At 64.1% G+C, this 23,306-nt stretch carries 17 protein-coding genes; 5 read left to right on the plus strand and 12 right to left on the minus strand.

Going from position 1 to position 23,306, the window contains the following annotated elements:
- Window positions 1–50 precede the first annotated feature (50 nt).
- From JOD78_RS25740 to ribA, 3 genes are all read right to left on the minus strand, one after another.
- Complete coding sequence (locus JOD78_RS25740) at window positions 51–2,891, minus strand: EAL domain-containing protein (RefSeq protein WP_121037451.1); 2,841 nt, start codon at window positions 2,889–2,891, stop codon at window positions 51–53.
- Window positions 2,892–3,037: 146 nt separating this feature from the next.
- Entirely contained in the window at window positions 3,038–4,204 is a 1,167-nt protein-coding gene (locus JOD78_RS25745; RefSeq protein ID WP_039790314.1) for a GTP-binding protein, read from the minus strand.
- A gap of 221 nt (window positions 4,205–4,425) precedes the next feature.
- Entirely contained in the window at window positions 4,426–5,112 is a 687-nt protein-coding gene (gene ribA / locus JOD78_RS25750) for a GTP cyclohydrolase II (RefSeq protein WP_121037448.1), read from the minus strand.
- Between the two features lie 235 nt (window positions 5,113–5,347).
- On the opposite strand from ribA, the gene JOD78_RS25755 reads away from it, so the two are divergent.
- Window positions 5,348–6,979: a GMC family oxidoreductase N-terminal domain-containing protein gene (locus tag JOD78_RS25755; RefSeq protein WP_209569996.1), complete on the plus strand. Its 1,632-nt coding sequence runs from the start codon at window positions 5,348–5,350 to the stop codon at window positions 6,977–6,979.
- A gap of 33 nt (window positions 6,980–7,012) precedes the next feature.
- The gene (locus JOD78_RS25760; RefSeq protein WP_209569994.1) at window positions 7,013–8,431 is read left to right on the plus strand and encodes a coniferyl aldehyde dehydrogenase; all 1,419 of its coding nucleotides are present in this window, start codon (window positions 7,013–7,015) and stop codon (window positions 8,429–8,431) included.
- 6 nt (window positions 8,432–8,437) lie between these two features.
- On the opposite strand, the gene JOD78_RS25765 is transcribed toward JOD78_RS25760, so the two are convergent.
- Genes JOD78_RS25765 through JOD78_RS25780 form a run of 4 tightly spaced genes read right to left on the minus strand, consistent with a single transcriptional unit; the run spans window position 8,438 to window position 11,281 of the window.
- A complete protein-coding gene (locus JOD78_RS25765; RefSeq protein ID WP_209569992.1) occupies window positions 8,438–9,187 on the minus strand; it encodes a Fic family protein in 750 nt (249 codons plus the stop codon).
- An 18-nt stretch (window positions 9,188–9,205) separates the two neighbouring features.
- Window positions 9,206–10,198 carry a lipoyl synthase gene (gene lipA, locus JOD78_RS25770; protein ID WP_008333855.1) on the minus strand — a complete coding sequence of 331 codons (993 nt, stop codon included), beginning with the start codon at window positions 10,196–10,198 and terminating at the stop codon, window positions 9,206–9,208.
- A gap of 40 nt (window positions 10,199–10,238) precedes the next feature.
- Entirely contained in the window at window positions 10,239–10,931 is a 693-nt protein-coding gene (gene lipB, locus JOD78_RS25775) for a lipoyl(octanoyl) transferase LipB (protein WP_134137683.1), read from the minus strand.
- 35 nt (window positions 10,932–10,966) lie between these two features.
- Entirely contained in the window at window positions 10,967–11,281 is a 315-nt protein-coding gene (locus JOD78_RS25780) for a DUF2917 domain-containing protein (protein ID WP_051057580.1), read from the minus strand.
- A gap of 196 nt (window positions 11,282–11,477) precedes the next feature.
- Between JOD78_RS25780 and gcvA the strand changes: the two genes are divergently transcribed.
- Window positions 11,478–12,428 carry a transcriptional regulator GcvA gene (gene gcvA / locus JOD78_RS25785; protein WP_209569990.1) on the plus strand — a complete coding sequence of 317 codons (951 nt, stop codon included), beginning with the start codon at window positions 11,478–11,480 and terminating at the stop codon, window positions 12,426–12,428.
- Window positions 12,429–12,494: 66 nt separating this feature from the next.
- Here the strand turns inward: gcvA and JOD78_RS25790 are convergent, their stop codons facing one another.
- From JOD78_RS25790 to JOD78_RS25800, 3 genes are all read right to left on the minus strand, one after another.
- A complete protein-coding gene (locus JOD78_RS25790) occupies window positions 12,495–12,776 on the minus strand; it encodes a DUF493 family protein (protein ID WP_034335218.1) in 282 nt (93 codons plus the stop codon).
- A 181-nt stretch (window positions 12,777–12,957) separates the two neighbouring features.
- Complete coding sequence (locus tag JOD78_RS25795) at window positions 12,958–13,806, minus strand: D-amino acid aminotransferase (protein ID WP_134137680.1); 849 nt, start codon at window positions 13,804–13,806, stop codon at window positions 12,958–12,960.
- A 120-nt stretch (window positions 13,807–13,926) separates the two neighbouring features.
- Window positions 13,927–15,702 carry an ABC transporter ATP-binding protein/permease gene (locus JOD78_RS25800; protein ID WP_204726325.1) on the minus strand — a complete coding sequence of 592 codons (1,776 nt, stop codon included), beginning with the start codon at window positions 15,700–15,702 and terminating at the stop codon, window positions 13,927–13,929.
- A gap of 273 nt (window positions 15,703–15,975) precedes the next feature.
- On the opposite strand from JOD78_RS25800, the gene JOD78_RS25805 reads away from it, so the two are divergent.
- Window positions 15,976–17,673: a methyl-accepting chemotaxis protein gene (locus JOD78_RS25805; protein WP_121037427.1), complete on the plus strand. Its 1,698-nt coding sequence runs from the start codon at window positions 15,976–15,978 to the stop codon at window positions 17,671–17,673.
- A 72-nt stretch (window positions 17,674–17,745) separates the two neighbouring features.
- Here the strand turns inward: JOD78_RS25805 and JOD78_RS25810 are convergent, their stop codons facing one another.
- The gene (locus JOD78_RS25810; protein ID WP_134137676.1) at window positions 17,746–18,402 is read right to left on the minus strand and encodes an HD domain-containing protein; all 657 of its coding nucleotides are present in this window, start codon (window positions 18,400–18,402) and stop codon (window positions 17,746–17,748) included.
- A gap of 371 nt (window positions 18,403–18,773) precedes the next feature.
- Between JOD78_RS25810 and JOD78_RS25815 the strand changes: the two genes are divergently transcribed.
- Window positions 18,774–20,630, plus strand: a complete 1,857-nt coding sequence (locus JOD78_RS25815; protein ID WP_209569988.1) for an ABC transporter ATP-binding protein — start codon at window positions 18,774–18,776, stop codon at window positions 20,628–20,630.
- A 120-nt stretch (window positions 20,631–20,750) separates the two neighbouring features.
- On the opposite strand, the gene bglX is transcribed toward JOD78_RS25815, so the two are convergent.
- On the minus strand, window positions 20,751–23,105 hold the full coding sequence (bglX, locus tag JOD78_RS25820) for a beta-glucosidase BglX (protein ID WP_209569986.1): 2,355 nt from the start codon (window positions 23,103–23,105) through the stop codon (window positions 20,751–20,753).
- Between the last annotated feature and the right edge of the window lie 201 nt (window positions 23,106–23,306).

A 23,306-nucleotide genomic window follows, 5' to 3' on the forward strand; every position in this document is an offset into this window, starting at 1 on the left:
GCAGCGGCATTGCCGTGCGGCCTGATTCCAGAACAGCGCGTGAAGAAAAATTACAAAATCACCCGCTCTTCGCGCAGGATCTGCTCGAACTTCTCGGCCGCCACCGGCGGGCTGAACAGGTAACCTTGGATCTCGTCGCAGCCATAGTGGCGCAGGTAGTCCAGCTGCTCATCGGTCTCCACGCCTTCCGCAATCACGCGCAGTTTCAAGTGGCGCGCCAGCGAGATGATGGAGGCGGTGATGGCCGCATCATCGGCATCGATGGTGATGTCGCGCACGAAGGAACGGTCGATCTTGAGCACGTCGATGGGGAAGCGCTTCAGGTAGGCCAGCGACGAATAACCGGTACCGAAGTCGTCGATGGAAAGACGGATGCCCAGTTTCTTCAAGCCCGCCAGGATGCCGATGGCATGCTCGACGTCGGTCATCATGAGGCTCTCGGTGAGTTCGATTTCCAGCGAGGCCGGCGGCAGGCCGGTGTCTTGCAGCACATCGGCAATCGAGGAGACCAGATCCTTCTGCAGGAACTGGCCCACCGAGAGGTTGACCGAGACGCTGATGTCTTCATGCCCGGCCAACTGCCACTGGCGGCACTGGGTGCAGGCGGTGCGCAGGACCCAGGCACCGATGGGCAGGATCAGGCCGGTCTCTTCGGCCAGGCCGATGAAGCGCGCCGGCGAGACCATGCCCAGCTGCGGATGCAGCCAGCGGATCAGCGCCTCGCTGCCCACCACGCGGCCCGAGGCCAGGTCCACCTTGGGCTGGTAGTGCAGCAGGAATTCGCCGTGATCCAGCGCATTGCGCAGGTCGCCTTCGATGCGCAGGCGTTCCAGCGCCTGCTCGTTCATGGCCGGGGTGTAGAACTGGAAATTGTTGCGGCCGGTCTGCTTGCCGCGATACATGGCGATGTCGGCATGCTTGATCAGCGTCTCGCCATCGGTACCATCGTTGGGGTAGCAGGCCACGCCGATGCTGCAGGTCATGAACAGCGTATGGCCGCCCAGCGTCACGGGGGCCGCCACCGCATCCATGATGCGTTGCAGGCTGCGGGTATCGAGCGAGAGTTCGTCCTGCTCCGGCAGGATCATGATGAATTCGTCGCCACCCAGCCGCGCCACGGTATCGGCTTCACGCACGGCCGCACGCAAGCGACCGGCCACCGTGCGCAGCAGGGTATCGCCGGCCTTGTGCCCGAGGGTGTCGTTGACGAACTTGAAGCGGTCCAGGTCTACGAACACCACCCACAAGGCCTGCTTCTGCCGCTCGGCCGTGCCGATGGCCTGCTCCAGATGATGGCGCAGCATGTGGCGGTTGATCAGGCCGGTGAGCGTGTCGCGGCTGGCCTGGAATTCCAGTTCGGCTTCATAGCGCTTCATCGAGGTGATGTCGTAGAGCGCCGCCACGAAATGCGTCACCACGCTACTCTCGTCGCGCACCGGGGCGATGTAGAAATCGTTCCACAGCTCCGAGCCATCCTTGTGATAGTTGCGCAGTACAACATTGTGTTCGCGCTGTTCGCGCATGGCGATCCACACAGTCTCGAAACCTTCAGGATCGCTGTCGCGGCCTTCCAGGAAACGAATGCTCTTGCCCACCGCTTCGCCGCTGCTGTAGCCGGTGATGCGGGCGAAGGCCGGATTGACGTATTCGATGGCGTAGTCCGGCTCCTGCGCCGAGAGGATCAGGATGGCATTGGCACTGGCCTCGATGGCCTGATGACGCAGGCGCAGCGCACGTTCGGCCAGGCGGCGCGCCTTGATGTCATCCGACAGCAGGGCATTGGTGGTGCGCAGCTCGGCGGTCTTGTCTTCCACCAGTTGCTGCACGCGGTGCGAACGCATCGACAGCGCCCGCATGTAGGCCGCGCCCAGCAACGAAGCGATCACGCCGACCAGGCCGATGAGCAGCGAACCGTAGTGGTCCGAGAAGACCGACCGTGGCGGGATGCTGATCTCCATGTGCCAGGTCTGGCCGGCGATGTCGAAGCTGGTGATGGTGGTGGAGGGATGGCGGAAGAAGCTGCCCGGCTTGATGACCTGGTCCATCCACTGCATGGCGCGGGGCTGGCTGTCGTGGCGGTAGACCAGGTTGGCCGGATTGGCCTGGGGTCCGACGTAGAGGCGCAGGCCGATCTCATGGTCGGACATCAGCCCGGCACCGTCGAGGATCTTCTGCACCAGGCCGTTGAGTTCCAGTACGGCGGTGGTATCGCCGACCAGCAGTGCGCGACGGGCCGCCGTATCGGTCGGCTGTACGCCACCGCGATAGACCGGCTGGATCACCAGCAGGCCGCGCTCATCCGGGCCGGTCTGGGCCAGCCGGATCGGCGGCGTTGAAGAAGGATTCCCGCTGACCACGGCGGCGTCGAGCGCGCCCATGATGGCGGGATTGCGTGAGACATCCAGCCCGAGCGCCGCTTCATTGCCGGCCACCGGTTCCACGTAATCGACCACCAGATAGGTCGGCTGCTGCGAGGCGCGCACGGTGCGGTCACCATCGAGCGCAGTGATTTCAAAGCCCGGCTTGGCCCCCTGGCGCAGAGCTTCGAAGACCAGGCGGTCTTCGTCGGCCACGAAGCGCTGCACGCTGAAGGCGCGCACATAGGGATAGCGTTCCAGCAGCGGCCGCGTGAAGCTCTCGAACTGTTCGCGCGTGGGATCGCCCACGGTGGCATAGAAATGGTTCACCACCGACTGTACCTGCACCGCCTCTTCCAGACCGCGCTGTATGGTGAAGGCGCGCAGGCCCGCCCGACGCTCGAAGTCGAGCTGGACGGCATCCTCTTCCAGATGGCTGGTCGCGACGAACACCGTCGCAGTGGCACACAAACCCAGCATCAGCGTGAGCGATGCCGACAACGTTGCCCCCAGCTTGTTGATCACACGCTGCATAAACGAATCGTTATATCCCTTAGGAGAGCCCGATCATAATCCGGGACACCCCTTGTTATCGGTCAAAGCGCATTTATTTTTAACCGGACCAGCCTGCTCGCATGTTTCCACATGGGAACAAACGCATTTGTTCAGCGTGACCGGGCTCAATAAACCGATGGCGACTGGCGCTGCTCGCGTGCTTCGCGCTCAATCGCCTGGGCCTGCATGAAGGCATCGAAGGAACGCTCGATGGTCGCGCGCTCGACATCGCGGGTGATGAAGACGATGCGGCTGCGGCGGTCTTCCGAGGGCCACTCCGGCAGCGTGGCCGTAGGGTGGAAGATGTGCTGCACGCCGTGGATGACGGTCGGCTTGTCCTCGCCCTTGAGATTGAGGATGCCCTTGATGCGCAGGATGTTGGGGCCCTTGAAGCCGACCAGCAAGCTCAGCCACTCATCGAAGAGCACCGGATCGATGGGTTCGTCAAAGGTAAAGCAGAAGGCGCGGATGTGGTCATCGTGACGATTGACGTCATGGGCGTGATCGTCATGGTGGTGGCCATGATGATCGTGGTGTCCGTGCTCGTGGCCATGGCCGTGGTGATGGTGCGCATGATGGGCGTGCGCCTCTTTCTCGGCGAAGGCTTCCTCGTTGAGCCAGCGCGCGACGTCAGGCATCTTCTCGCCGGGCTTGAAGAGGCCCGCGTCGAGCAGCTCGGCAGCAGCGATCTGCCCGACCTGCGGCTGCAGCTGGCGCGCGCCGGGATTGAGCGTGCGCAGGCGCGCCTGCAGGGCCGACAGCGTATCGGCGTCCACCAGGTCGGTCTTGGTCAGCAGCAGGCGGTCGGCGACGGCGGCCTGCTGGATCGCTTCCGGATGATGGTCCAGGGTCGACATGCCGTTGACGGCATCCACCGTGACGATCACGCCATCGAGGCGATAGCGCTCCGAGATGAAGGCATCGGTCATCAGCGTATGCAGGATGGGCGTGGGCGAGGCCAGGCCGGTGGTCTCGATGACCACACGGTCGAACTTGCGCTGGCCGCCTTCGGCGAAGCGCCAGGTGATGTCCTTCAAGGTCTTCTTGAGGTCGCCACGGATGGTGCAGCACAGGCAGCCGCTGCTCATCTCGACGATGGTCTCTTCCTGGCTGTGGGCCACCAGCAGGTGATCCAGGCCGATCTCGCCGAACTCGTTGATGATGACCAGGGTGTTCTTCATCTCCGGCTGGGTGATGAGATGGTTCAGCAGCGTGGTCTTGCCGCTGCCCAGGAAACCGGTCAGCAGGGAAACGGGTATCGGCGCGCTGCCGGCAGGGACGGATGGATTCATGGTGTAAGGACGGGGAGTAAGGACGATGCAGCCGTCATGCTACCTGATGCGTCAAGCGGACTGCCTCCGCGAGACAAAAAAAAGACGGACCGCATGGGGTCCGTCCTGGCGGCAAGCCGCGCCCGGCGGGGGCCGGTGTCTTTACCTGGTTTTACCGCAGGGCAGGAATTCACGCTCTGAATGGCTGCCCGCGCTGCATTCACCCGCGTGATGGATGCGCATCACTCGTTGTCGTGCGCATCCAGCGGCACTTTTTCCGTCTTCTCTTCGGCCTTGGCCAGTCCCGGCAGCAGGTGGCCCAGCTTGCGCGCCTTGGTGCCCAGGTAGCCGATGTTGAAAGGATTGTGGTTGGCGATCAGGGCGATGCGCTCGGCCACCGTGATGCCGCTGTCCTCCAGCGCCTTGACCTTGCGCGGGTTGTTGGTCATCAGGCGCAGGCTGGTGATCTTCAGGTGCGCCAGCATGGGCAGCACGATGGTGTAGCGGCGCATGTCGGCGGGGAAGCCCAGGCGCTCGTTGGCTTCGACCGTATCGGCGCCCTGGTCCTGCAGGTGATAGGCGCGGATCTTGTTCAACAGGCCGATACCGCGGCCTTCCTGGCGCAGGTAGAACAGCACGCCACGGCCTTCCTTGGCGATTTTCTTCAGGGCCGCTTCCAGCTGGGCACCGCAGTCGCAGCGCTGGGAGAACAACGCGTCGCCGGTCAGGCACTCGGAGTGCACGCGGCCCAGCACCGGCTCGCCGTTGCCGACATCGCCCAGGGTCAGGGCCAGGTGTTCCTTGCCGGAAACTTCATCGTAGAAGGCGTGCAGTTCGAAGGTCGCCCAGGGCATGGGCAACTTGCACGAACTGACGAAAACCAGTTTTTCTTCCGGCGCGGCAGCGGCCGGTGCGATCGGTGAGGACATGACAACCTGCTTTCGAATCGAATGCTCAGAACCGCGTATCTTACCTTGCGCCCGGGTTTATTTCAGCGCGCGGGCCGCTCCGGTGAAGGCAATTGTCCAATTCGTGCAGGGAATTTGAACAGGCCGGGCCGGCCGCGTCATAATGCCAGCCAGTCCGGGACACACCGGACACGGTGCCAGCCCCAAGGGCGGCATCCCCTTGAAAGCCGGTCAACGATAACAAAGGGAGACAACCGTGCTGTTCGATTACGTCATCGCCGGTGGCGGCTCGGCGGGTGCCACGCTGGCCGCCCGCCTGTCGGAAGATCCACGCGTCACGGTCTGCCTGCTGGAAGCCGGCGGCCAGGGCGACAGCCTTCTGGTGCGCACCCCGGCCGCCGTGGTGGCCATGCTGCCCGGCTACGGCAAGCTCAACAACTGGGCGCTGCAGACCACTCCCCAGGCGGGCCTGAATGGCCGCCGTGGCTACCAGCCGCGCGGCCGCGCCCTGGGCGGCTCTTCGGCCATCAACGCCATGCTCTACATCCGTGGCCAGCGCCAGGACTACGATGGCTGGGCCCAGGCTGGCTGCCCCGGCTGGGACTGGGAGTCGGTGCTGCCCTACTTCAAGCGCTCCGAGAACAACGTGCGCGGGGCCGATGCCTGGCACGGGGCCAGCGGCCCGCTGCAGGTCTCGGAACAGAATCGCCCGCGCCCGATCACGCGTGCCTTCATCGAGGCGGCGCAAGCACGCGGCTATCCGCTGTGCCAGGACTTCAATACCGGCGACAACGAAGGCGTGGGTCTGTACCAGGTCACGCAATTCCACACGTCCGATCATCGCGGCGAGCGCTGCTCGGCGGCGGCGGCCTACCTGCATCCTGTGATGGGGCAGCGGCCCAACCTGACCGTGCTGCGCCAGGTGCGCGTACAACGTGTCTTGTTCGAGGGCAAGCGTGCCGTGGGCGTGGCCTATCGCCAGCAGCAGCAAGAAGCGCAGGTACGCGCCACGCGTGAAGTCATCCTCGCCGCCGGGGCCTTTGGCTCGCCGCAATTGCTGCAACTGTCGGGGGTGGGCCGGCCCGAGGACATCCTCCCGCACGGCATCGCCCTGCATCACGCCCTGCCCGGCGTGGGCCAGAACCTGCAGGATCACCTCGATTTCACGCAAGGATGGACCACCCGCGACACCGACAACTTTGGCCTCGGCGTGGTCGGCGGCCTGCGCCTGCTGGGCCAGCTGCTGCCCTGGAAGCGGCATGGGGAGGGCCTCATCGCCACGCCCTTTGCCGAAGGCGCGGCCTTCCTCAAGACCCGGCCGGAACTGGAGCGGCCGGACATCCAGCTGCATTTTTGCATCGCCATCGTGGATGACCATGCAAGAAAGCTGCATGCCGGTTATGGCTTCTCCCTGCACACGTGCATGCTGCGCCCGCATTCGCGCGGCCGCGTGGGGCTGCAATCGGCCGATCCCATGGCCGATCCGCTGATCGATGCGGGCTATCTCTCCGACCCGCGCGACCTGGCCACCATGATCGCGGGGGCCCGCATCGCGCGCCAGATCGTCATGACCGAACCGCTGCGCCGCTATTGCCGGCGCGAACTGTTCGGTGGCCGCGAGGGCATGGATGACGCAGCGTGGGAAGCCATGATCCGCCAGCGTGCCGACACCATCTACCATCCGGTGGGTACTTGCCGCATGGGCGAGGATCAGATGGCGGTGGTCGATGCGCAATTGCGCGTGCATGGACTGCAGGGCCTGCGCGTGGTGGATGCGTCGGTCATGCCCACGCTGGTCAGCGGCAACACCAATGCACCCACCATCATGATTGCCGAGAAGGCAGCTGACATGATCCGCGCCAGCCAGGCGCATGCCGAGGCAGCCTGACACTGTTCGATGACACCATGCAAGGATGCATCAATGACTGATACCACCGCTGCAGAATTGCAGCAGCTCTTCATCGCGCAACAGCAGGCGTTTGCTGCCGACAGTGATCCCTCGCATGCAGTGCGCATGGACCGGCTGGCGCGCCTGCAGACCCTCATGGGCGAGCACGAAGCAGCCCTCATCGCCGCCATCGACGCCGACTTCGGGGGCCGCTCGCACCATGAGACACGGATGGCCGAACTGTTCGTTCTGCGCGCCGGAATCCGCCATGCGCAGTCGCACCTGAAACGCTGGATGCGTCCGCAACGCGTGGCCACCGCCCTGCACTTCCTGCCCGGCAGCAATCGCCTGCTGGCGCAGCCGCTGGGCGTGGTGGGCATCATCTCGCCATGGAATTACCCGCTGCAACTGGCGCTGGGCCCGGCGCTGGCGGCCCTGGCGGCGGGCAACCGCGTGCTGCTCAAACCCTCCGAACTCACGCCCCGGCTCTCGGCCCTGCTGGCCGAGCTGGTCGCGCGTTACTACGCCCCGGAGGAAATGGCCGTGGTCACCGGGGACGCCAGCATCGGACAGGCGTTTGCATCGCTGCCGTTCGATCACCTGTTCTTTACCGGATCGACCCAGGTCGGGCGCCAGATCGCGCAACTGGCGGCGGCCAACCTGACTCCGGTGACGCTGGAACTGGGCGGCAAATCGCCTGCCATTCTCGATGCCTCGTGCCGCATGACGAGCAGCCTGCAACGCATCGCCTTCGGCAAGTTGCTCAATGCCGGGCAGACCTGCGTGGCACCGGACTATCTGCTGGTACCGCGCGGACAAGCGGCCGGGGTGGCGCAACAACTGACCGAAGCGATGGGCCGTCTGTATCCGCGCCTGCATGACAACCCCGACTACACCGCCATCATCAGCCCGCGCCATCGGGCGCGATTGCAGGCGATGGTGGAAGAAGCGCGTGCGGCGGGTGCGCAGGTGATCGAGGTGAACCCGGCGGGAGAACAGCTGGGCCAGAGCCGCAAGCTCGCGCCCACGCTGATTCTGGGCGCGACTGCGTCGATGCGGGTGCTGCAGGAAGAGATCTTCGGGCCGGTGCTGCCCATCCTCGAATACGAAACACCCGAGCAAGCCATCGCCCATGTGCGGCAAGGTCCGCGCCCGCTGGCGCTGTACTGGTTCGGCGAGGATGCGGCACGGCGCGAACAGGTGCTGCGGCAGACCCATGCGGGCGGCGTGACCATCAATGATTGCCTGTGGCACCTGGTGCAGGAGGAACAGCCCTTTGGCGGCGTCGGCGAAAGCGGCATGGGCGCGTATCACGGGCGCTGGGGTTTCGATACCTTCAGCAAGCGCAAGCCGGTGTTCCGGCAGGCGCGTTGGAACGGCGGGTCGCTCTTGCATCCGCCTTATGGAAACAAATTTGAATGGGTGATGGAGCTGATCAGGCGATTGAGCTGACGCGGCTCATCCGGGAGCAGGCAGCAGATCCAGATACAAGCGCAGCGAACGCTGCACGCTCTCGGCCACGAGGGTGGTGATGGCCGCATGGTCGCCGCTGACGCAGGCCTCATCAAGGGCGTCGTAATACGCCAGCCGGTCTTCCTTGCGGATGACCGCCGGGGGATAGCCGGATTTCATCAGTTCCAGGTTCAACAGCAGGCGGCCGCTGCGGCCATTGCCATCGATGAAGGGATGGATCTTCACGAAGCGCGTATGCAATTGCGCCGCACGTTCGACCGCATGCAGGCTGCCGGCCTGTTGATACCACGCCAGCAAGGCGCGCATTTCATCGTTGAGATGCAGGAAATCCGGCGGAGTGGTGCTGGCACCGCCGATCACCACGTTCTCGCGGCGATAGCGGCCCGCCTCATCGGCATCGATCCCCTTGAGCACCAGACTGTGGATGTCCTTGATGTGTGCTTCGCTCAGGGGCTCGTGGCCGGCCACGACCTGCTCGACGAAGAGGATGGCATCACGGTGATTGATGGCCTCGAAGTGCTCGCGCAGCGACTTGCCGCCGACGGTGATGCCTTCCAGTACTACCTTGGTTTCGCGCAGGGTCAGCGTGTTGCCTGCGAGGGCATTGGAATGGAAGGTCCAATCCAGTACCAACTTCTCGCGCAGCGATGCTTGCGTATAAGGAGGTAGAGGGCGCGCCGCATCAAGCGCTGACTTTGCAGCATCGACCGCGACGTGCCGGGCGGCCGGTGACACGGCCCTCTATGAAGATGGTCAGACCAACCCGTGCGCCTGCTGATCCGCATGGTAGCTCGAGCGCACCATCGCGCCCACGGCGGCATGCACGAAGCCCATCTTGTAGGCCTCTTCCTCGTACATCTTGAAGGTGTCGGGGTGCACGTAGCGGCGCACCGGCAAGTGGTCGCCGCTGGGCATCAGGTACTGGCCGATGGTGAGCATGTCGACGTTGTGCGCGCGCATGTCGCGCATGACCTGCAGCACTTCCTCGTCGGTTTCGCCCAGGCCCACCATGATGCCGGACTTGGTCGGCACTTCCGGATGCAGGTCCTTGAAGCGCTTCAACAGGCTCAGCGAATATTCGTAATCCGAACCCGGACGCGCTTCCTTGTAGAGGCGCGGGGCGGTTTCGAGGTTGTGGTTCATCACGTCCGGCGGAGCCATCTTGAGGATTTCCAGCGCACGGTCCATGCGGCCACGGAAGTCCGGGGTCAGGATTTCGATGCGGGTCTCGGGCGACAATTCACGTACGCGCTGGATGCAGGCTGCGAAGTGCGCTGCGCCGCCATCGCGCAGGTCGTCGCGATCCACGCTGGTGATGACCACGTAGGACAGGCGCAGTTGGGCGATGGTCTTGGCCAGGTTTTCCGGCTCGTTGGGGTCCAGCGGATCGGGGCGGCCGTGGCCGACGTCGCAGAAGGGGCAGCGGCGGGTGCACTTGTCGCCCATGATCATGAAGGTCGCGGTGCCCTTGCCGAAGCACTCGCCGATGTTGGGGCAGGAGGCTTCCTCACAGACCGTCACCAGGTTGTTGGCGCGCAGGATGTCCTTGATCTCGTAGAAGCGGGTGGTGGGCGAGCCGGCCTTGACGCGAATCCAGTCCGGCTTCTTCAGCTTTTCGGCGGCCACCACCTTGATCGGGATCCAGGCGGTCTTGCCGGCGCCCTTCTGCTTGTCCAGCGGATTGGCGCGCGCCGAGCCGGTGGCATTGGAGGAAGAATCTGCTGCGGGAGTGAGTTCGGTAGTCATGTCGGTCGTTCCGGCCCCGGGCGCACGCGGCGCGTGGGGCTCAAGCCATGCCCGCGAAGCGGGCGATCAGTTGGTCGGCAAGCAAGTCCTGGACAGCGTCCAGCCGGGCATCGGCAGCCCCGAGGGTCTGCATGTCCACGGTGGCCAGGCCTTCATAGCCGCAGGGGTTGATCCAGGAAAACGGTGCCAGGTCCATCGCCACATTGAGCGAAACACCATGGTAAGTGCAGCCGTTGCCCCGTATCTTCAAGCCCAGCGCGGCCACCTTGGCGCCCTGCCAGGGGCCGTCGGCGGCGTAGATGCCGGGCGCCCCCTCCTTGCGTACACCGGCCAGATTATACGCCGCCAGCGTGGCGATCACCGCCTCTTCGATGTTGTGCACGAATTCGCGGGCGAACAGGCGCGCCCCGCTGCGGTTGCGGCGCAGGTCCATCAGCAGGTAGATCACCACCTGGCCAGGGCCGTGGTAAGTGACCTCGCCGCCACGGTCGGTCTGGACAATCGGGATGTCGTGCGGATTCAACACATGGGCGCGGTCGGCACCCAAGCCCAGCGTATAGACAGGGGGATGCTCGACGATCCAGAGCTGGTCGGGGGTATCGGCGGTGCGCGCATCGGTATAGGCGCGCATGGCGGCGAAGCTGGCCTCGTAGGGCTCGACGCCGCGCCGGACGATCTCGGGCCGGCGGGCGCCAGCCATGGGCGTGCTGGCGGTGGGCAGTGCGGTTTGCATGCCCGCCAGTGTAGCGAAATTCGTCTTTGCCCGTATCAGAACCAGCGGATCAGGCCGTGCGGCAAGAGCTTGGCAATACGGATCGGATCGTCACCGCACCCCTTGGGAGGCAAGGGCGTGACCGTGAACTCGGCCGCGCCGTTGACCGCTTCGAAGATGGCGTCGCCGCGCCCGTGATAGTCGAAGCAGCGGCCGGGCTGGAGCCAGATGTCGTCGCGGCAGCCGGCAATGGTCAGCCACACCAGTCCGGAGGTCACGCGGATGCGCACGCCGCCCTGCAGGCGGCGGGTCTGTACCTGGCCTTGCTGCAACTGGCCGGGAAGGCTGGGATCTGTGAATGAAATTGTCATGGCGCTGGCTCCTGTGCTCGACGGTCTGATTCGCCAGGCAAGCCGCGTCCCTGCCGCGATGCCCGGGAGGGTGCGGCTGCAAGGGGGAAGATGCCTGGAGTGATGCGTGATGAGTCATCATTGTAGGAAAGCCCGCAAGCGCAGCAAAACGATATATATTGCTCGTCCTTGCTAATTTAATTCACAAGGAGCCGTCATGGCCGATTTGCGCAAGCTCCCCAACCTGGCCGCCCTGCGCGCCTTTGATGCGGCCGCCCGCCATGGCTGCTTCTCGCGTGCGGCTGAAGAAGTGCACGTCACGCCGGGGGCGATCAGCCACCAGGTGCGCGCATTGGAGGAAGACCTGGGCCTGCAGCTGTTCCATCGCCATGGCAAGCGCATTTCCATCACCGAGACCGGCGAACGCTTCGCCGCCACCATCCGCAAGGCCCTGGGCGAGATCGCGCAAGCGGCCGACCACCTGCGCAGCCTGACGCGCCAGCAGCGGCTGGTGATCTCGGCCACGCCCTCCTTCGCTTCACGCTGGCTGGCGCCGCGCCTGTGGAAGTTCATCGATGTCCATCCGGAAATCGAGGTGGTGCTGCAATCGGGCAGCCATCTGGTCGACCTGCGGCTGGACGGGGTGGACATCGGCATCCGCTTTGGCCGGGGCCAGTACGCGGGCGTGGTCACCGAGAAACTGAGCGAGGACTACTACTACCCGGTGGCCGCGCCCGGCTATCGCGGCAAGCAGAACAAGAAGCTGGTGCGTCCCGCCGACCTGGTGCACTGCACCCTGCTGCGCATGGACACGCGCGAATCCTGGCAACCGTGGCTGACCCTGGCCGGGCTGGACCTGCCCGAGCCGCGCGGCACGCTGGTGGTGGAGGATTCTTCGCTGACGCTGCGCCACGCGGTGGAGGGCAAGGGGGTGGCGCTGTCACGCCATACGATTGCCTGGCAGGAGATCGCCAGCGGCACGCTGGTGCGGTTGTTCGACGTCGCGCAGCTGTGCGAGGAGGCGCACTACCTGGTGCACCTGCCGGAAGGGCTGGAGAAGCCGGGCGTGGCGGCCTTCAGGAAATGGATCGTGGAAGAGATGCGGCAATTCCAGGCGCAGTCGGAATGGCCGGGCAAGGTGCAGAAAACGTCAACCCGCAAGAAGTGATGTGCGCATGAAAAAACCGGCGCGCCTTGCGGGCTGCGCCGGTTTTCGCCAGGGGGATGGCGGACCTCAGAGCACGAACTTGACCATCTCGTGCGTGGAGAGCGCGCGATAGATGTTGTCGAGCTGGGTGCGGCTGGTGGCGCGCACGGTCAGGGTCAGCGACAGGTACTTGCCCTGAGTGGAGGGACGCATCTCGACCTTGCCCGCGTGAAACTCGGGGTCATGCTCGGTGACCATGGCGACGATGGTCTCGGCGAAGGCGTCATGGGTGATCCCGACCACCTTGATGGGGAAGTCGCTGGGATACTCGATCAGGGATTCTTCAGGGGAAATAGTGGGCATAGTCATGGCAAACCGCCTTGGCGTTGTCCGCCTGGCGCTCCGGTTTCAATGCTCCCAGATGGGGATGAACAAGCCGGGTTCAAGCGGAGGTGTTGGGTGGGGAATGCCTGCATTCTACGCCATGCGGGCGGGGCGGCGTGCAGAAAACCGCAGCGCCACCCGCTGGTCATGACAAGCTGCAAATGTCTTACAGGCGCGCCTTGGCCGCCTGATACGCCGCATACACCTTGGCAAACACCGGCCCCGGCTGGCCGCTGCCGACCGGCTGGCCATCGAGCGTGACCACCGGCAGCACTTCCTTGCTGGCCGAGGAAATCATGAGTTCATCAGCCGCCAGCACTTCCTCACGCGTGATGCGGCGCGACTCCAGCACGATGCCCTGCTCGGCGCACAGCTCTTCCATCAGGCCATAGCGGATGCCTTCCAGGATCAGGTTGTCCTTGGGCGGCGCGGAAATCTTGCCATCCTTGACCACCCACACGTTGGAGGACGACGCCTCCGACAGATAGCCATCGCGGAACTGGATCGCTTCGGTCACCTGGTGCTCGGCCGCAAATTGCGCCGCCAGCACATTGCCCAGCAGCGACGTCGACTTGATCTGGCAGTTCAGCCAGCGGCGGTCTTCCATGCTCACGCAGGCCACGCCCTTCTCGATGGACGCAGCCGGCGGCAGGGCCATCGGATTGGTCATGATCAGCACCGTCGGCACCACCTCCTTGGGGAAGGCATGCACCCGCTTGGCCACGCCACGGGTGACCTGCAGGTAGATCATCTGGTCGTCCAAACCGTTGGCCTCGACCACCTGGTCGATGAGGGCATTCCAGCCGGCTTCGTCATGCGGATTCGGAATACCGATGCTGTCGAGGCTGCGGAACAGCCGCGCCAGGTGTTGCTGGCCACGGAACGCCTTGCGGCGATACATGGGGATCACCTCATAGATGCCATCGCCAAAGATGAAGCCGCGGTCCAGCACCGGCACGCGGGCTTCAGAGAGGGGCGTGAGTTCGCCGTTGAGGTAGACGATGGGATCGTTCATGATGGGCTTTCCGGTAATCGAGAGTGATCGGGTGAAGGCGGCAACCGTGCCGCGATGAATCCATTCTGTCACGCGGCTTCCGGCGTCCCCATGCAAAAACGGTATAACGTCCCCCTGCCCTCACGCCGCAATCGGCAGCGCCTCCACACGATGTCCGGCATCCTCGCCGGCGGCGGGCGGCACGAATTTCCAGCGCACGTCATGGAAGCGCGCCAGCGTCTCGCGGTGGGCGATGCTGATCACGGTCACGCCCGGCAGCTCGCGCGGCAAGGCGGCATAGAGTGCTTCCTCGGTCTCGCCATCCATGGCGCTGCTGGCCTCGTCCAGGAACACCAGGCGCGGACGGTTCAGGAACACCCGCACGAAGGCCAGCCGCTGCTGCTCGCCCGGTGACAGCGCCTGGCTCCAGTTGGCTGCCACGTCCAGCCGCGATGCAAGATGCGCAAGACGGCACAAACCCAGGTAACGCGTAATGAGCGCATCCTCGAAACTGCCCTCGGCAGCCGGATAGGAGAGCGCTGCACGCAGCGTGCCGATGGGCAGGTAGCTGCGCTGGGGCAGGAACATCGCGGGCGCATCCTGCGGCAGCGCGATGCGGCCCTCGCCGTAAGGCCAGATGTCGGCCATGGCGCGGATCAGGGTCGACTTGCCGCAACCGGAAGGACCGCTGATGAGCACGTGCTCGCCCGACTCCACGCGTGCATCCAGGCGGCGCAGCATGAGGCTGCCATCGGGGAAGGACAGCTGCACGCCCTCCAGCGTCACCGCACTGCCGCCATGCTGCGTGACGGCCAGCGTGCGCGGCATGCCGGCAGCGCGTTCGACATCCGCGTGGAAGCCCGCCAGCCGGTTGATGGAAGCCTTCCAGCTGGCCAGCGTGGTGAAGGCATTGATGAACCACGACAGCGCATCCTGCACCTGTCCGAAGGCATCGCTGATCTGCATCAGCACCCCCAGCGAAATGGCCCCGGAAAAATAGCGCGGTGCCGACACCAGCATGGGGAAGATCACCGCGAACTGCCCGTAGAAATTGACGGCCACGTTGAGCTTCTTGGTCAGCCGCATGATGTTCCACCAGTTCTCGCGGATGTCATCCAGCCGGGCAGTCAGCTGCGCGCGCTCCTGCGGCTCGCCGCGATACAGGGCCACGGCCTCGGCATGCTCGCGCACGCGGATCAGCCCGAAACGGAAATTGGCCTCGAAGCGTTCCTGGTTGAAGCTCAAACCCACCAGCGGACGGCCGATCCACCACACCACACCGGAGCCGATGGCGGCATAGGCGATCACGAACCAGACCATGTAGCCGGGAATGACCCACGATTGCCCCAGCGCCGTGAAGGACAGCGGTCCGCTCACCGACCACAGGATGTGGATGAAGGAGAACAGCGTCACGCTGCTGGAAATGAAACCCAGCACCAGCGACAGCGTATCGCTGGTCAGCGCATGCAGGTCCTCGGCAATGCGCTGGTCTGGGTTGTCGGAGAGGCGGCCCTCCTGTCCCTGCTCGATGCGGTAGTAGGCGCGATGCGCCAGCCAGCGGTCAAGGTAGCGCGTGCTCATCCAGTAGCGCCAGCGGATCTGCAGCGCCTGCTTCAGGTAGACGCTGTAGATGGCGATGGCCACGAAGACGAAGGCCAGCCCCGTGAACTGCCACAGCAGCGATTTGAACTGCGGATAGTCGCGTGACTGCAGCACGTTGTACATGTCGCGGTTCCAGGAATTGAGCCGCACGTTGATGTAGACCATGCCCAGGTTCAAGGCCAGGATGGCCAGCAGCAGGGCCCAGGCCTTCCACTTTTCTTCGGAAACCCAGAAGGGCTTGATGAGGCGCCATATCTCCGCGCGGGTGGCGCGATTGGCGTGGCTGGCCTGGCGAGCCGGTGTTTGTTCGGTCATGGCGAATCCTGTGGATGTTGTCCTCTTTGCTGCCCAGCTTGCCGCAAAAGACTTAACTCAGGCTTAAACCTGCGTCAGGAAGGCCCTGGAAAGCATTAAGGAGCGCTTAATGCTTTTGCAATTGAGCATTAACGGCTATGGAATGCATCGAAACAATCAATCCCGCGCGCCCGTGAACAAGGCTAGACTGCGGTCTTCGCCAATATTGCCTTGTGTCAATGCTGCTCTTGGCAGCAGCGTGCATGGCCATCGGCCCCTCTTTCGGAGAATTCCATGCAGACCCTTCCCCCCAAGCGCCGCTCGCTCAGCGTGGCGGCCCAACTGGCACTGAGCTTTGCGCTGGTGCTGGCGATGATGCTGGTGCTGACGGTGGCCAGCATTTCCAAGGTCAATGCCATCGAAGGCAGCCTGGCCACCGTGAGCGAGGACAACAGCGTCAAGCAGCGCTATGCCATCAATTTCCGTGGCAGCGTGCACGACCGCGCCATTGCCCTGCGTGACCTGACGCTGGTGGGCGACGCCGAGGTCAAGGACGTGATTGCCCTGATCAACAAGCTCGATGCCGACTACCAGCAATCGGCCCGGCCGCTCGATACGGTCTTCTCCACCATGAAGGTCAATGCGGATGAACGTGCCAGCCTGGAACGCATCAAGGCGGTCGAAGCCCGCACCATGCCGCTGGCCGCCAAGGCCATCGCCCTGCGCACTGCCGGCGATGTCGACGGCGCGCGCCAGCTGCTGCTGACCCAGGTAAAACCGGCCTTCGTCGAATGGCTGGCCACCATCAATCACTTCATCGACCTGGAAGAACGCATGAGCCAGATCGAATCCGCCAAGGCCCGCAGCACCGCCCACGGCTTCCAGGCCTTCATCCTGGTGCTGCTGGGAGCCGCGCTGGTGGCCGGTGCCGTGCTGGCCACGCTGATCACCCGCAGCATCCGGGGTGCGCTGGGTGCGGAACCCGATGAGGTCAAGCAGCTGGCACTGGCGGTGGATCGCGGCGAGCTGTATCACGCCGCTGCCGCAACCCGTGGCGACGGCGGCAAGCGCCAGAGCATCATGGCGGCGCTCTCCGAGATGAGCGGCAACCTGCGCAATACCGTGACCCATGTGCGCGATGCCGCCACCGGCGTGGCCACCATCAGCGCCCAGATCGCCGCCGGCAACAGCGACCTCTCGGCGCGCACCGAAGACCAGGCCGCCTCGCTGGAAGAAACCGCCTCGGCCATGGAGCAGCTCACCGCCACCGTGAAGCAGAATGACGGCCACGCCCGCGAAGCCAATCAACTGGCCCGCAACGCCTCCGACATCGCCAAACAGGGCGGTGCCATCGTGGAAGAAGTGGTCGATACCATGGCGGCCATCAACAGCTCCTCGCGCAAGATCGTCGACATCATCGGCGTGATCGACAGCATCGCTTTCCAGACCAACATCCTGGCCCTGAATGCCGCCGTGGAAGCGGCCCGCGCCGGCGAACAGGGACGCGGCTTCGCGGTGGTGGCCACCGAAGTGCGCAACCTGGCCCAGCGCAGTGCCGCCGCCGCCAAGGAGATCAAGCAGTTGATCGATACCTCGGTCGGCAATGTGGACACCGGTACCCGCCTGGTGGAACGCGCTGGCGAGACCATGGAACAGATCGTGGCCAGCGTGCAGCAGGTCACCGATGTGATGGGCGAAATCTCGGCGGCCAGCCACGAGCAGAGCCTGGGCATCGAGGAAGTCAACAAGGCCATCGCGCTGATGGATCAGGTGACCCAGCACAATGCAGCGCTGGTGGAAGAAGCCACTGCCGCAGTGGCTACGCTGCAGGAGCAGGCCGTGAACCTGACGCGCGCAGTCGGTGTGTTCCAACTGGACGCGCCCGATGCAACCGGCGTGGTGGCAACCCCGGCACTCGCGCCCGTGCTCAACACCGTGCAGGTTCCGCTGCGCGTGGTGCCCAAGCTGGAAGTGGTGCGCAAGGCCGCGTGATCCAAAGCAGCAGTCAGCGTGATTCGTCGCACGGCGCAAGCAGGCTGACTGCACAACGGGCGAGGCTCTACATTACAGCTCGCCCAGGAATTGCTCCACAAACCCGCGCATCTTCTCCTGACGCGCCTGCGCCATGGCGGCACCGGCAGCCGTCTGGAATCCTTCCTGCAAACGGAACAACTTGGCAGGGAAATGATCCAGCGCATAGCGCGTATCCTGCAGCGGCCGTTGCTGCGCCTGCGGATCGAGCGCTTCATAGAGGCTCGATCCCATCCTCCCCGCTACATAGAAACAGCGCGCCACGCCGATGGCCCCGATGGCGTCCAGCCGGTCGGCATCCTGCACGATCTTCGCCTCCAGCGTCAGCGGCGTGATCTGCGCCGAATAGCTGTGGGCCTGTACGGCATGGGCCACGCGCTGTGCCTCCTCCTGCGTCCACCCCAGGGACAACAGGATCTCCTGCGCACGTTGGGCAGAGAGCGTGGACGCCTGGCTGCGCAGCGGTGAATTCTTCTCCACCCGCACGCAGTCATGCAGAATGACGGCCGCCAGCAGAATGCGCAGGTCGCCGCCCTCCTCGGCCTGCAGGCGGCGGGCGTTGTTCCATACGCGCAAGAGATGCGAGAGATCATGCGAGCCATCGCCGGCGTCATCCTCGACCTGCGGCAACAATTGCGCGGCCAGCGTGTCGAAGGGGCGGAAGGCGGCGGCAACCTGGGAAAGATTCATGATTCAAACAGATACAAGGGTGACAATTCATCAGTATCGCAGATCAATCGCAAGGGCCGGAAAACGCGGCCTGGTTTACCATTCCGATTTTCCGACAAGTGTTTTCCCAGGGCTCTGCTACACGCAAGCCAGTCGCATGTGAGATGATGCGGCTTCCATCAATTTCGCGGCCTGCCCCGGGATCACGATAGCGGCCCTGCTGCCGCAGCGATCTGCCCGCCGCGCATGAACGGCGTACCGCCACGCGCAATATTCCCTTCCGGTATGCCACAGTAACAACGCCCGACCGCGCCGCTACGCTGGTGGCTGCCTCGCTGGCAGTCTGGCTGTCGCACCGCCGTCGGCCCTGATCCGATTTTTGGAGTTCCCTGATGTTCAGCTGGTTTGAAAAACTGGTCCACCCCTACCCCGAGTCGCAGCCGATGCCGCCGCCGCGCGGCTTCATGCGCTTCATCTGGTTCTGTACCAAGGGCGTGCGGCCCTACATCGCCGCCATGACCTTGACGACGGCCATCATCGGCATCTTCGAGGCACTGCTCTTTGCTGCGCTCGGCCGCATCGTCGACTGGCTGTCCAAGATCGAGCCGGCGCAGCTGTGGGCGCAGGAAGGCCATACCCTGGTGTGGCTGGTGGTGATCCTGGCGGCCAGTCCGCTGCTGATCGCGCTGCAGACCATGTACAAGCACCAGACCCTGGCGGGCAATTTCCCCATGCTGCTGCGCTGGAATTTCCATCGCCTCATGTTGAGCCAGAGCATGAGTTTCTATCAGAACGAGTTCGCCGGACGTGTCGCCACCAAGGTCATGCAAAGCGCGCTGGCGGTGCGCGACTTCTGCATGATCGTGGGCGACATCCTGGTCTTCATCGCCATCTACTTCGCTACCCTGATCGGTGTGGTCGGCAGCTTCGACATGTGGATGCTGGCCCCCTTCTTCATCTGGCTGGCGGCCTTCGCGGTGGCCTTGCGCTACTTCGTGCCGCGCCTGTCGGCAGTGGCACGCAACCAGGCCGATGCGCGCTCGCTGATGACCGGGCGCATCACCGATGCCTATACCAACATCGCCACCGTGAAGCTGTTCTCGCATGCCGGGCGCGAGGCCGATTACGCCCGCAGCGCCATGCGCGAATTCCTCACCACGGTCAATCGCCAGATGCGTCTGGTGTCGGGCTTCGAGGTGGTCAATCACATCCTGAACATGGTGCTCATCATCGGTGCCACCGGGGTCTCGCTGTATCTCTGGACCCAGGGCAAGGTCGGTGTCGGTGCGGTGGCAGCCAGCACGGCGATGGCGCTGCGCCTGAACGGCATCGCGCACTGGGTGATGTGGGAAATGTCCTCGCTGTTCGAACACGTGGGTACCGTGCAGGATGGCATCAACACCCTGGCGCGTGCGCACGAGGTCAAGGATGCAGCCGATGCCAAACCCATCAAGGTCAGCCAGGGCGAACTGCGCTTTGAGGGCGTCAGCTTCAGCTATGGCGGCTCGGCCCCGCGCCCGGTGGTGGACAAGCTGGACCTGGTGATTCGCCCCGGCGAAAAGATCGGCCTGGTGGGCCGCTCCGGTGCCGGCAAATCGACCATCGTCAACCTGCTGCTGCGCTTCTACGATATCGAGGGCGGCCGCATCACCATCGATGGCCAGGACATCGCCCATGTCACGCAGGACAGCCTGCGCGCGCAGATCGGCATGGTCACGCAGGATACTTCCCTGCTGCATCGCTCGGTGCGGGAGAACATCACCTATGGCCGTCCCGATGCCAGCGATGCCGAGATGATCCACGCCGCTGAACGGGCCGAGGCGCATGACTTCATCGGTACCCTGGCCGATGCCAAGGGCCGCACCTGTTACGATGCGCATGTGGGCGAGCGCGGCGTGAAGCTTTCCGGTGGCCAGCGCCAGCGTATCGCCATTGCCCGCGTGATGTTGAAGGATGCCCCCATCCTGCTGCTGGATGAAGCCACCAGTGCGCTCGATTCGGAAGTGGAAGCAGCCATCCAGACCTCGCTCTACAAGCTCATGGAAGGCAAGACCGTGGTGGCCATTGCGCACCGCCTCTCGACCATTGCGGCGATGGACAGGCTCATCGTGCTGGACCAGGGCCGTATCGTGGAGCAAGGCACGCACGCTGAATTGCTGGCCGCCGGTGGTTTGTATGCGCGCTTGTGGTCGCATCAGAGTGGCGGCTTCCTCGGTGAGGAGGAAGAGGATGCAGCCGTGATGGCGTGATGGCGTGATGCCGCAAAGGCGTAACGCCTGATTTTTATAAATGATTTAGATCATTTTTGGCTGCTGCAAAAAAAAATGGGCGCACTGTCGAGTGCGCCCATTTTTCTTTTCTGTCCGGCTTTATTGCAGATTGAACGATGCCGTTTTCACGTCCTTGGAGTCCAGCCCGATCTGCACCTGGAATTCGCCCGGCTCGGCCACGTATTCCAGCTTGGCGTTGTAGAAGGACAGCGCCTTGCGGTCGATGCTGAACTGCACCTCTTTCTCTTCACCCGGCTGCAGCATCACCTTGCGGAAATCCTTCAACTCCTTGACCGGACGCACCACTGACGCGGCCACATCGCGGATGTACAACTGCACTACAGTCGCACCCGCACGGCGGCCCGTGTTCTTCACCGTCACGCTGGCCTGCACCTTGCCATCCGCCGTCATGGTCGGCTGCGACAGGCGCACTTCGGAGAGCTTGAACTCGGTATAGCTCAGACCGTATCCGAACGGATATAGCGGGCCATTCGGCTCATCAAAGTACTGCGAGGTGTAGTTGCCCGGCTTGCCTTCGGTATAGGGACGGCCCACGCGCGGATGGTTGTAGTAACTCGGGATCTGGCCAACCGAACGCGGGAAGGTGATGGGCAGCTTGCCGGAAGGATTGACGTCACCGAAGAGCAGGTCGGCAATCGCATTGCCGCCCTCGGTACCGGTGTACCAGGTTTCCAGAATCGCCGAGGCATTCTCGCGCGCCCAGTTCAGATCCAGCGGCCGGCCATTCATCAGCACCAGCACCAGCGGCTTGCCGGTGGCCTTCAATGCCTTGAGCAGATCCAGCTGGCTCTGCGGCAGCGACAGCGAAGTACGGCTGGAAGATTCATGCGACATGCCGCGCGATTCGCCCACGGCGGCCACGATCACCTCCGCATTGCGCGCCGCCTTGACGGCCTCATCGATCATGGCCTTGGGGCTGCGCTTGTCCTGCACCACTTCCGGATCATCCCAGTTCAGGAAGTTGAGGTAATCGACGATGTGCTTGTCTTCGGTGATGTTGGCACCGCGTGCGTAGACCAGCTTGCCCTGCCCTCCCATCGCCGCCTGCAAACCTTGGCGCAGCGTGATGGTCTGCTTGTCCTTGCCGGCGGCGGACCAGCTGCCCAGCATGTCGATGTGCGAATCAGCCAGCGGGCCGACGAGCGCGATGCGTGCGTTCTTCTTCAGCGGCAGCGCAGCGTTGCGGTTCTCCAGCAGCACCATGGACTGCTGCGCCACTTCGCGCGCATCGCGGCGATGCAGGCGGCTGTCGGCATAGACGTCGGCCGGATCATCGGCCGCACGGCCGATGCGCACATACGGATCCTTGAACAGGCCCAGGTCGTACTTGGCTCCGAGGATGTCGCGCACGGCGTTGTCCAGCTCCTGCTGCGAGACCTTGCCCGAGCGCACCAGCTCCGGCAATTGCTTGATGTAGACCTGGTCGGCCATGCTCATGTCGGTGCCGGCCTTCATGGACAGGCGCGCGGCTTCGGCATCGTTCTGTGCCACGCCATGATTGACCAGTTCGGTGATGGCACCGTGGTCAGATACGGTCAGGCCCTTGAAGCCCCAATCCTTGCGCAAGAGGTCCTGCAGCAGCCAGGTGTTGGAGGTGGCCGGTGCGCCGTTGATGGAATTGAGTGCCACCATGACGGCCCCCGCGCCTGCATCGATGGCGGCGCGATACGGCGGCAGGTAGTCGTTGTACATGCGCTGCGGATCCATGTTGACGACGTTGTAGTCACGTCCGCCTTCGACCGCACCGTACAGCGCAAAATGCTTCACGCTGGCCATGACGCGATTGGCGGCGATGGGCTTGGTGTCGCCCTGCAGGGCGCGCACCGAGACCTCGGCAATGCGCGAGACCAGGTAAGGATCTTCACCAAAGCCTTCAGACGTGCGGCCCCAGCGCGGATCGCGGCTGATGTCGACCATGGGTGCAAAGGTCATGTCGATGCTGTCGGCCGCGGCTTCCTCGGCGGAGATGCGCATGGCGCGTCCGACGATGTCCATGTCCCAGCTGGAGGCCAGCCCCAGGCCGATGGGGAAGGTGGTGCGGTGGCCATGGATGACGTCATAGGCGAAGAACATCGGGATCTTCAGCCGCGAGCGCATGGCCCCGTCCTGCAAAGGACGGTTCTCGGGACGGGTCACGGAATTGAAGGTGCCGCCGACGCGCCCGGCGGCCAGTTCCTCGGCCAGTTTCTTGGCGGGCATGTCAGGACCGATGCTGATCAGGCGCAACTGCCCGATCTTTTCTTCCAGCGTCATCTGGCGCAGCAGGTCGTCGATGAAGGCAGTCTTGTCGCCGAGCAAGGCGGGATTGGCTTGCGCGTGGGCGGCCGGGCCGGTGAGCGCGGCGCTGCAGGCCAGCGCGCACAGGGTCATGGCCAGGGCCAGGCGGGGACGGCGCGCGGACGCGGCTTGCCGCTCGGTAAGCTTGTGGGACACGGGTTTCCTCTCTCTTTTTTAAACTTTGGCGGCAGTCTGCCCTCTACTCTGTGACCTGCACAAGCGGGACAGCAGCCGGAGCGGCGGGAGCAATTATTGCTAGCGTTGTTTGATGCTTAGCCAGCCGGACGGTTCGCTATATTATTCTGTTTTGATGCCTGCGGGACACGCAGGCGCATGGCGGCGACCCGGGTTCCAACG

It is taken from the genome of Herbaspirillum sp. 1130 (genome assembly GCF_017833835.1).
Classification (GTDB): domain Bacteria; phylum Pseudomonadota; class Gammaproteobacteria; order Burkholderiales; family Burkholderiaceae_D; genus Herbaspirillum; species Herbaspirillum huttiense.

What these genes read in the sequence shown, in the direction of transcription:
- JOD78_RS25760 (WP_209569994.1), top strand. Translation starts at nt 7,013, where the DNA reads ATGACTGATACCACCGCTGCAGAATTGCAGCAGCTCTTCATCGCGCAA.
- JOD78_RS25795 (WP_134137680.1), bottom strand. Translation starts at nt 13,806, where the DNA reads ATGAACGATCCCATCGTCTACCTCAACGGCGAACTCACGCCCCTCTCT.
- JOD78_RS25745 (WP_039790314.1), bottom strand. Translation starts at nt 4,204, where the DNA reads ATGAATCCATCCGTCCCTGCCGGCAGCGCGCCGATACCCGTTTCCCTG.
- lipB (WP_134137683.1), bottom strand. Translation starts at nt 10,931, where the DNA reads ATGCAAACCGCACTGCCCACCGCCAGCACGCCCATGGCTGGCGCCCGC.
- JOD78_RS25805 (WP_121037427.1), top strand. Translation starts at nt 15,976, where the DNA reads ATGCAGACCCTTCCCCCCAAGCGCCGCTCGCTCAGCGTGGCGGCCCAA.
- JOD78_RS25810 (WP_134137676.1), bottom strand. Translation starts at nt 18,402, where the DNA reads ATGAATCTTTCCCAGGTTGCCGCCGCCTTCCGCCCCTTCGACACGCTG.
- lipA (WP_008333855.1), bottom strand. Translation starts at nt 10,198, where the DNA reads ATGACTACCGAACTCACTCCCGCAGCAGATTCTTCCTCCAATGCCACC.
- JOD78_RS25740 (WP_121037451.1), bottom strand. Translation starts at nt 2,891, where the DNA reads ATGCAGCGTGTGATCAACAAGCTGGGGGCAACGTTGTCGGCATCGCTC.
- JOD78_RS25815 (WP_209569988.1), top strand. Translation starts at nt 18,774, where the DNA reads ATGTTCAGCTGGTTTGAAAAACTGGTCCACCCCTACCCCGAGTCGCAG.
- JOD78_RS25790 (WP_034335218.1), bottom strand. Translation starts at nt 12,776, where the DNA reads ATGACTATGCCCACTATTTCCCCTGAAGAATCCCTGATCGAGTATCCC.
- ribA (WP_121037448.1), bottom strand. Translation starts at nt 5,112, where the DNA reads ATGTCCTCACCGATCGCACCGGCCGCTGCCGCGCCGGAAGAAAAACTG.
- JOD78_RS25780 (WP_051057580.1), bottom strand. Translation starts at nt 11,281, where the DNA reads ATGACAATTTCATTCACAGATCCCAGCCTTCCCGGCCAGTTGCAGCAA.
- JOD78_RS25800 (WP_204726325.1), bottom strand. Translation starts at nt 15,702, where the DNA reads ATGACCGAACAAACACCGGCTCGCCAGGCCAGCCACGCCAATCGCGCC.
- gcvA (WP_209569990.1), top strand. Translation starts at nt 11,478, where the DNA reads ATGGCCGATTTGCGCAAGCTCCCCAACCTGGCCGCCCTGCGCGCCTTT.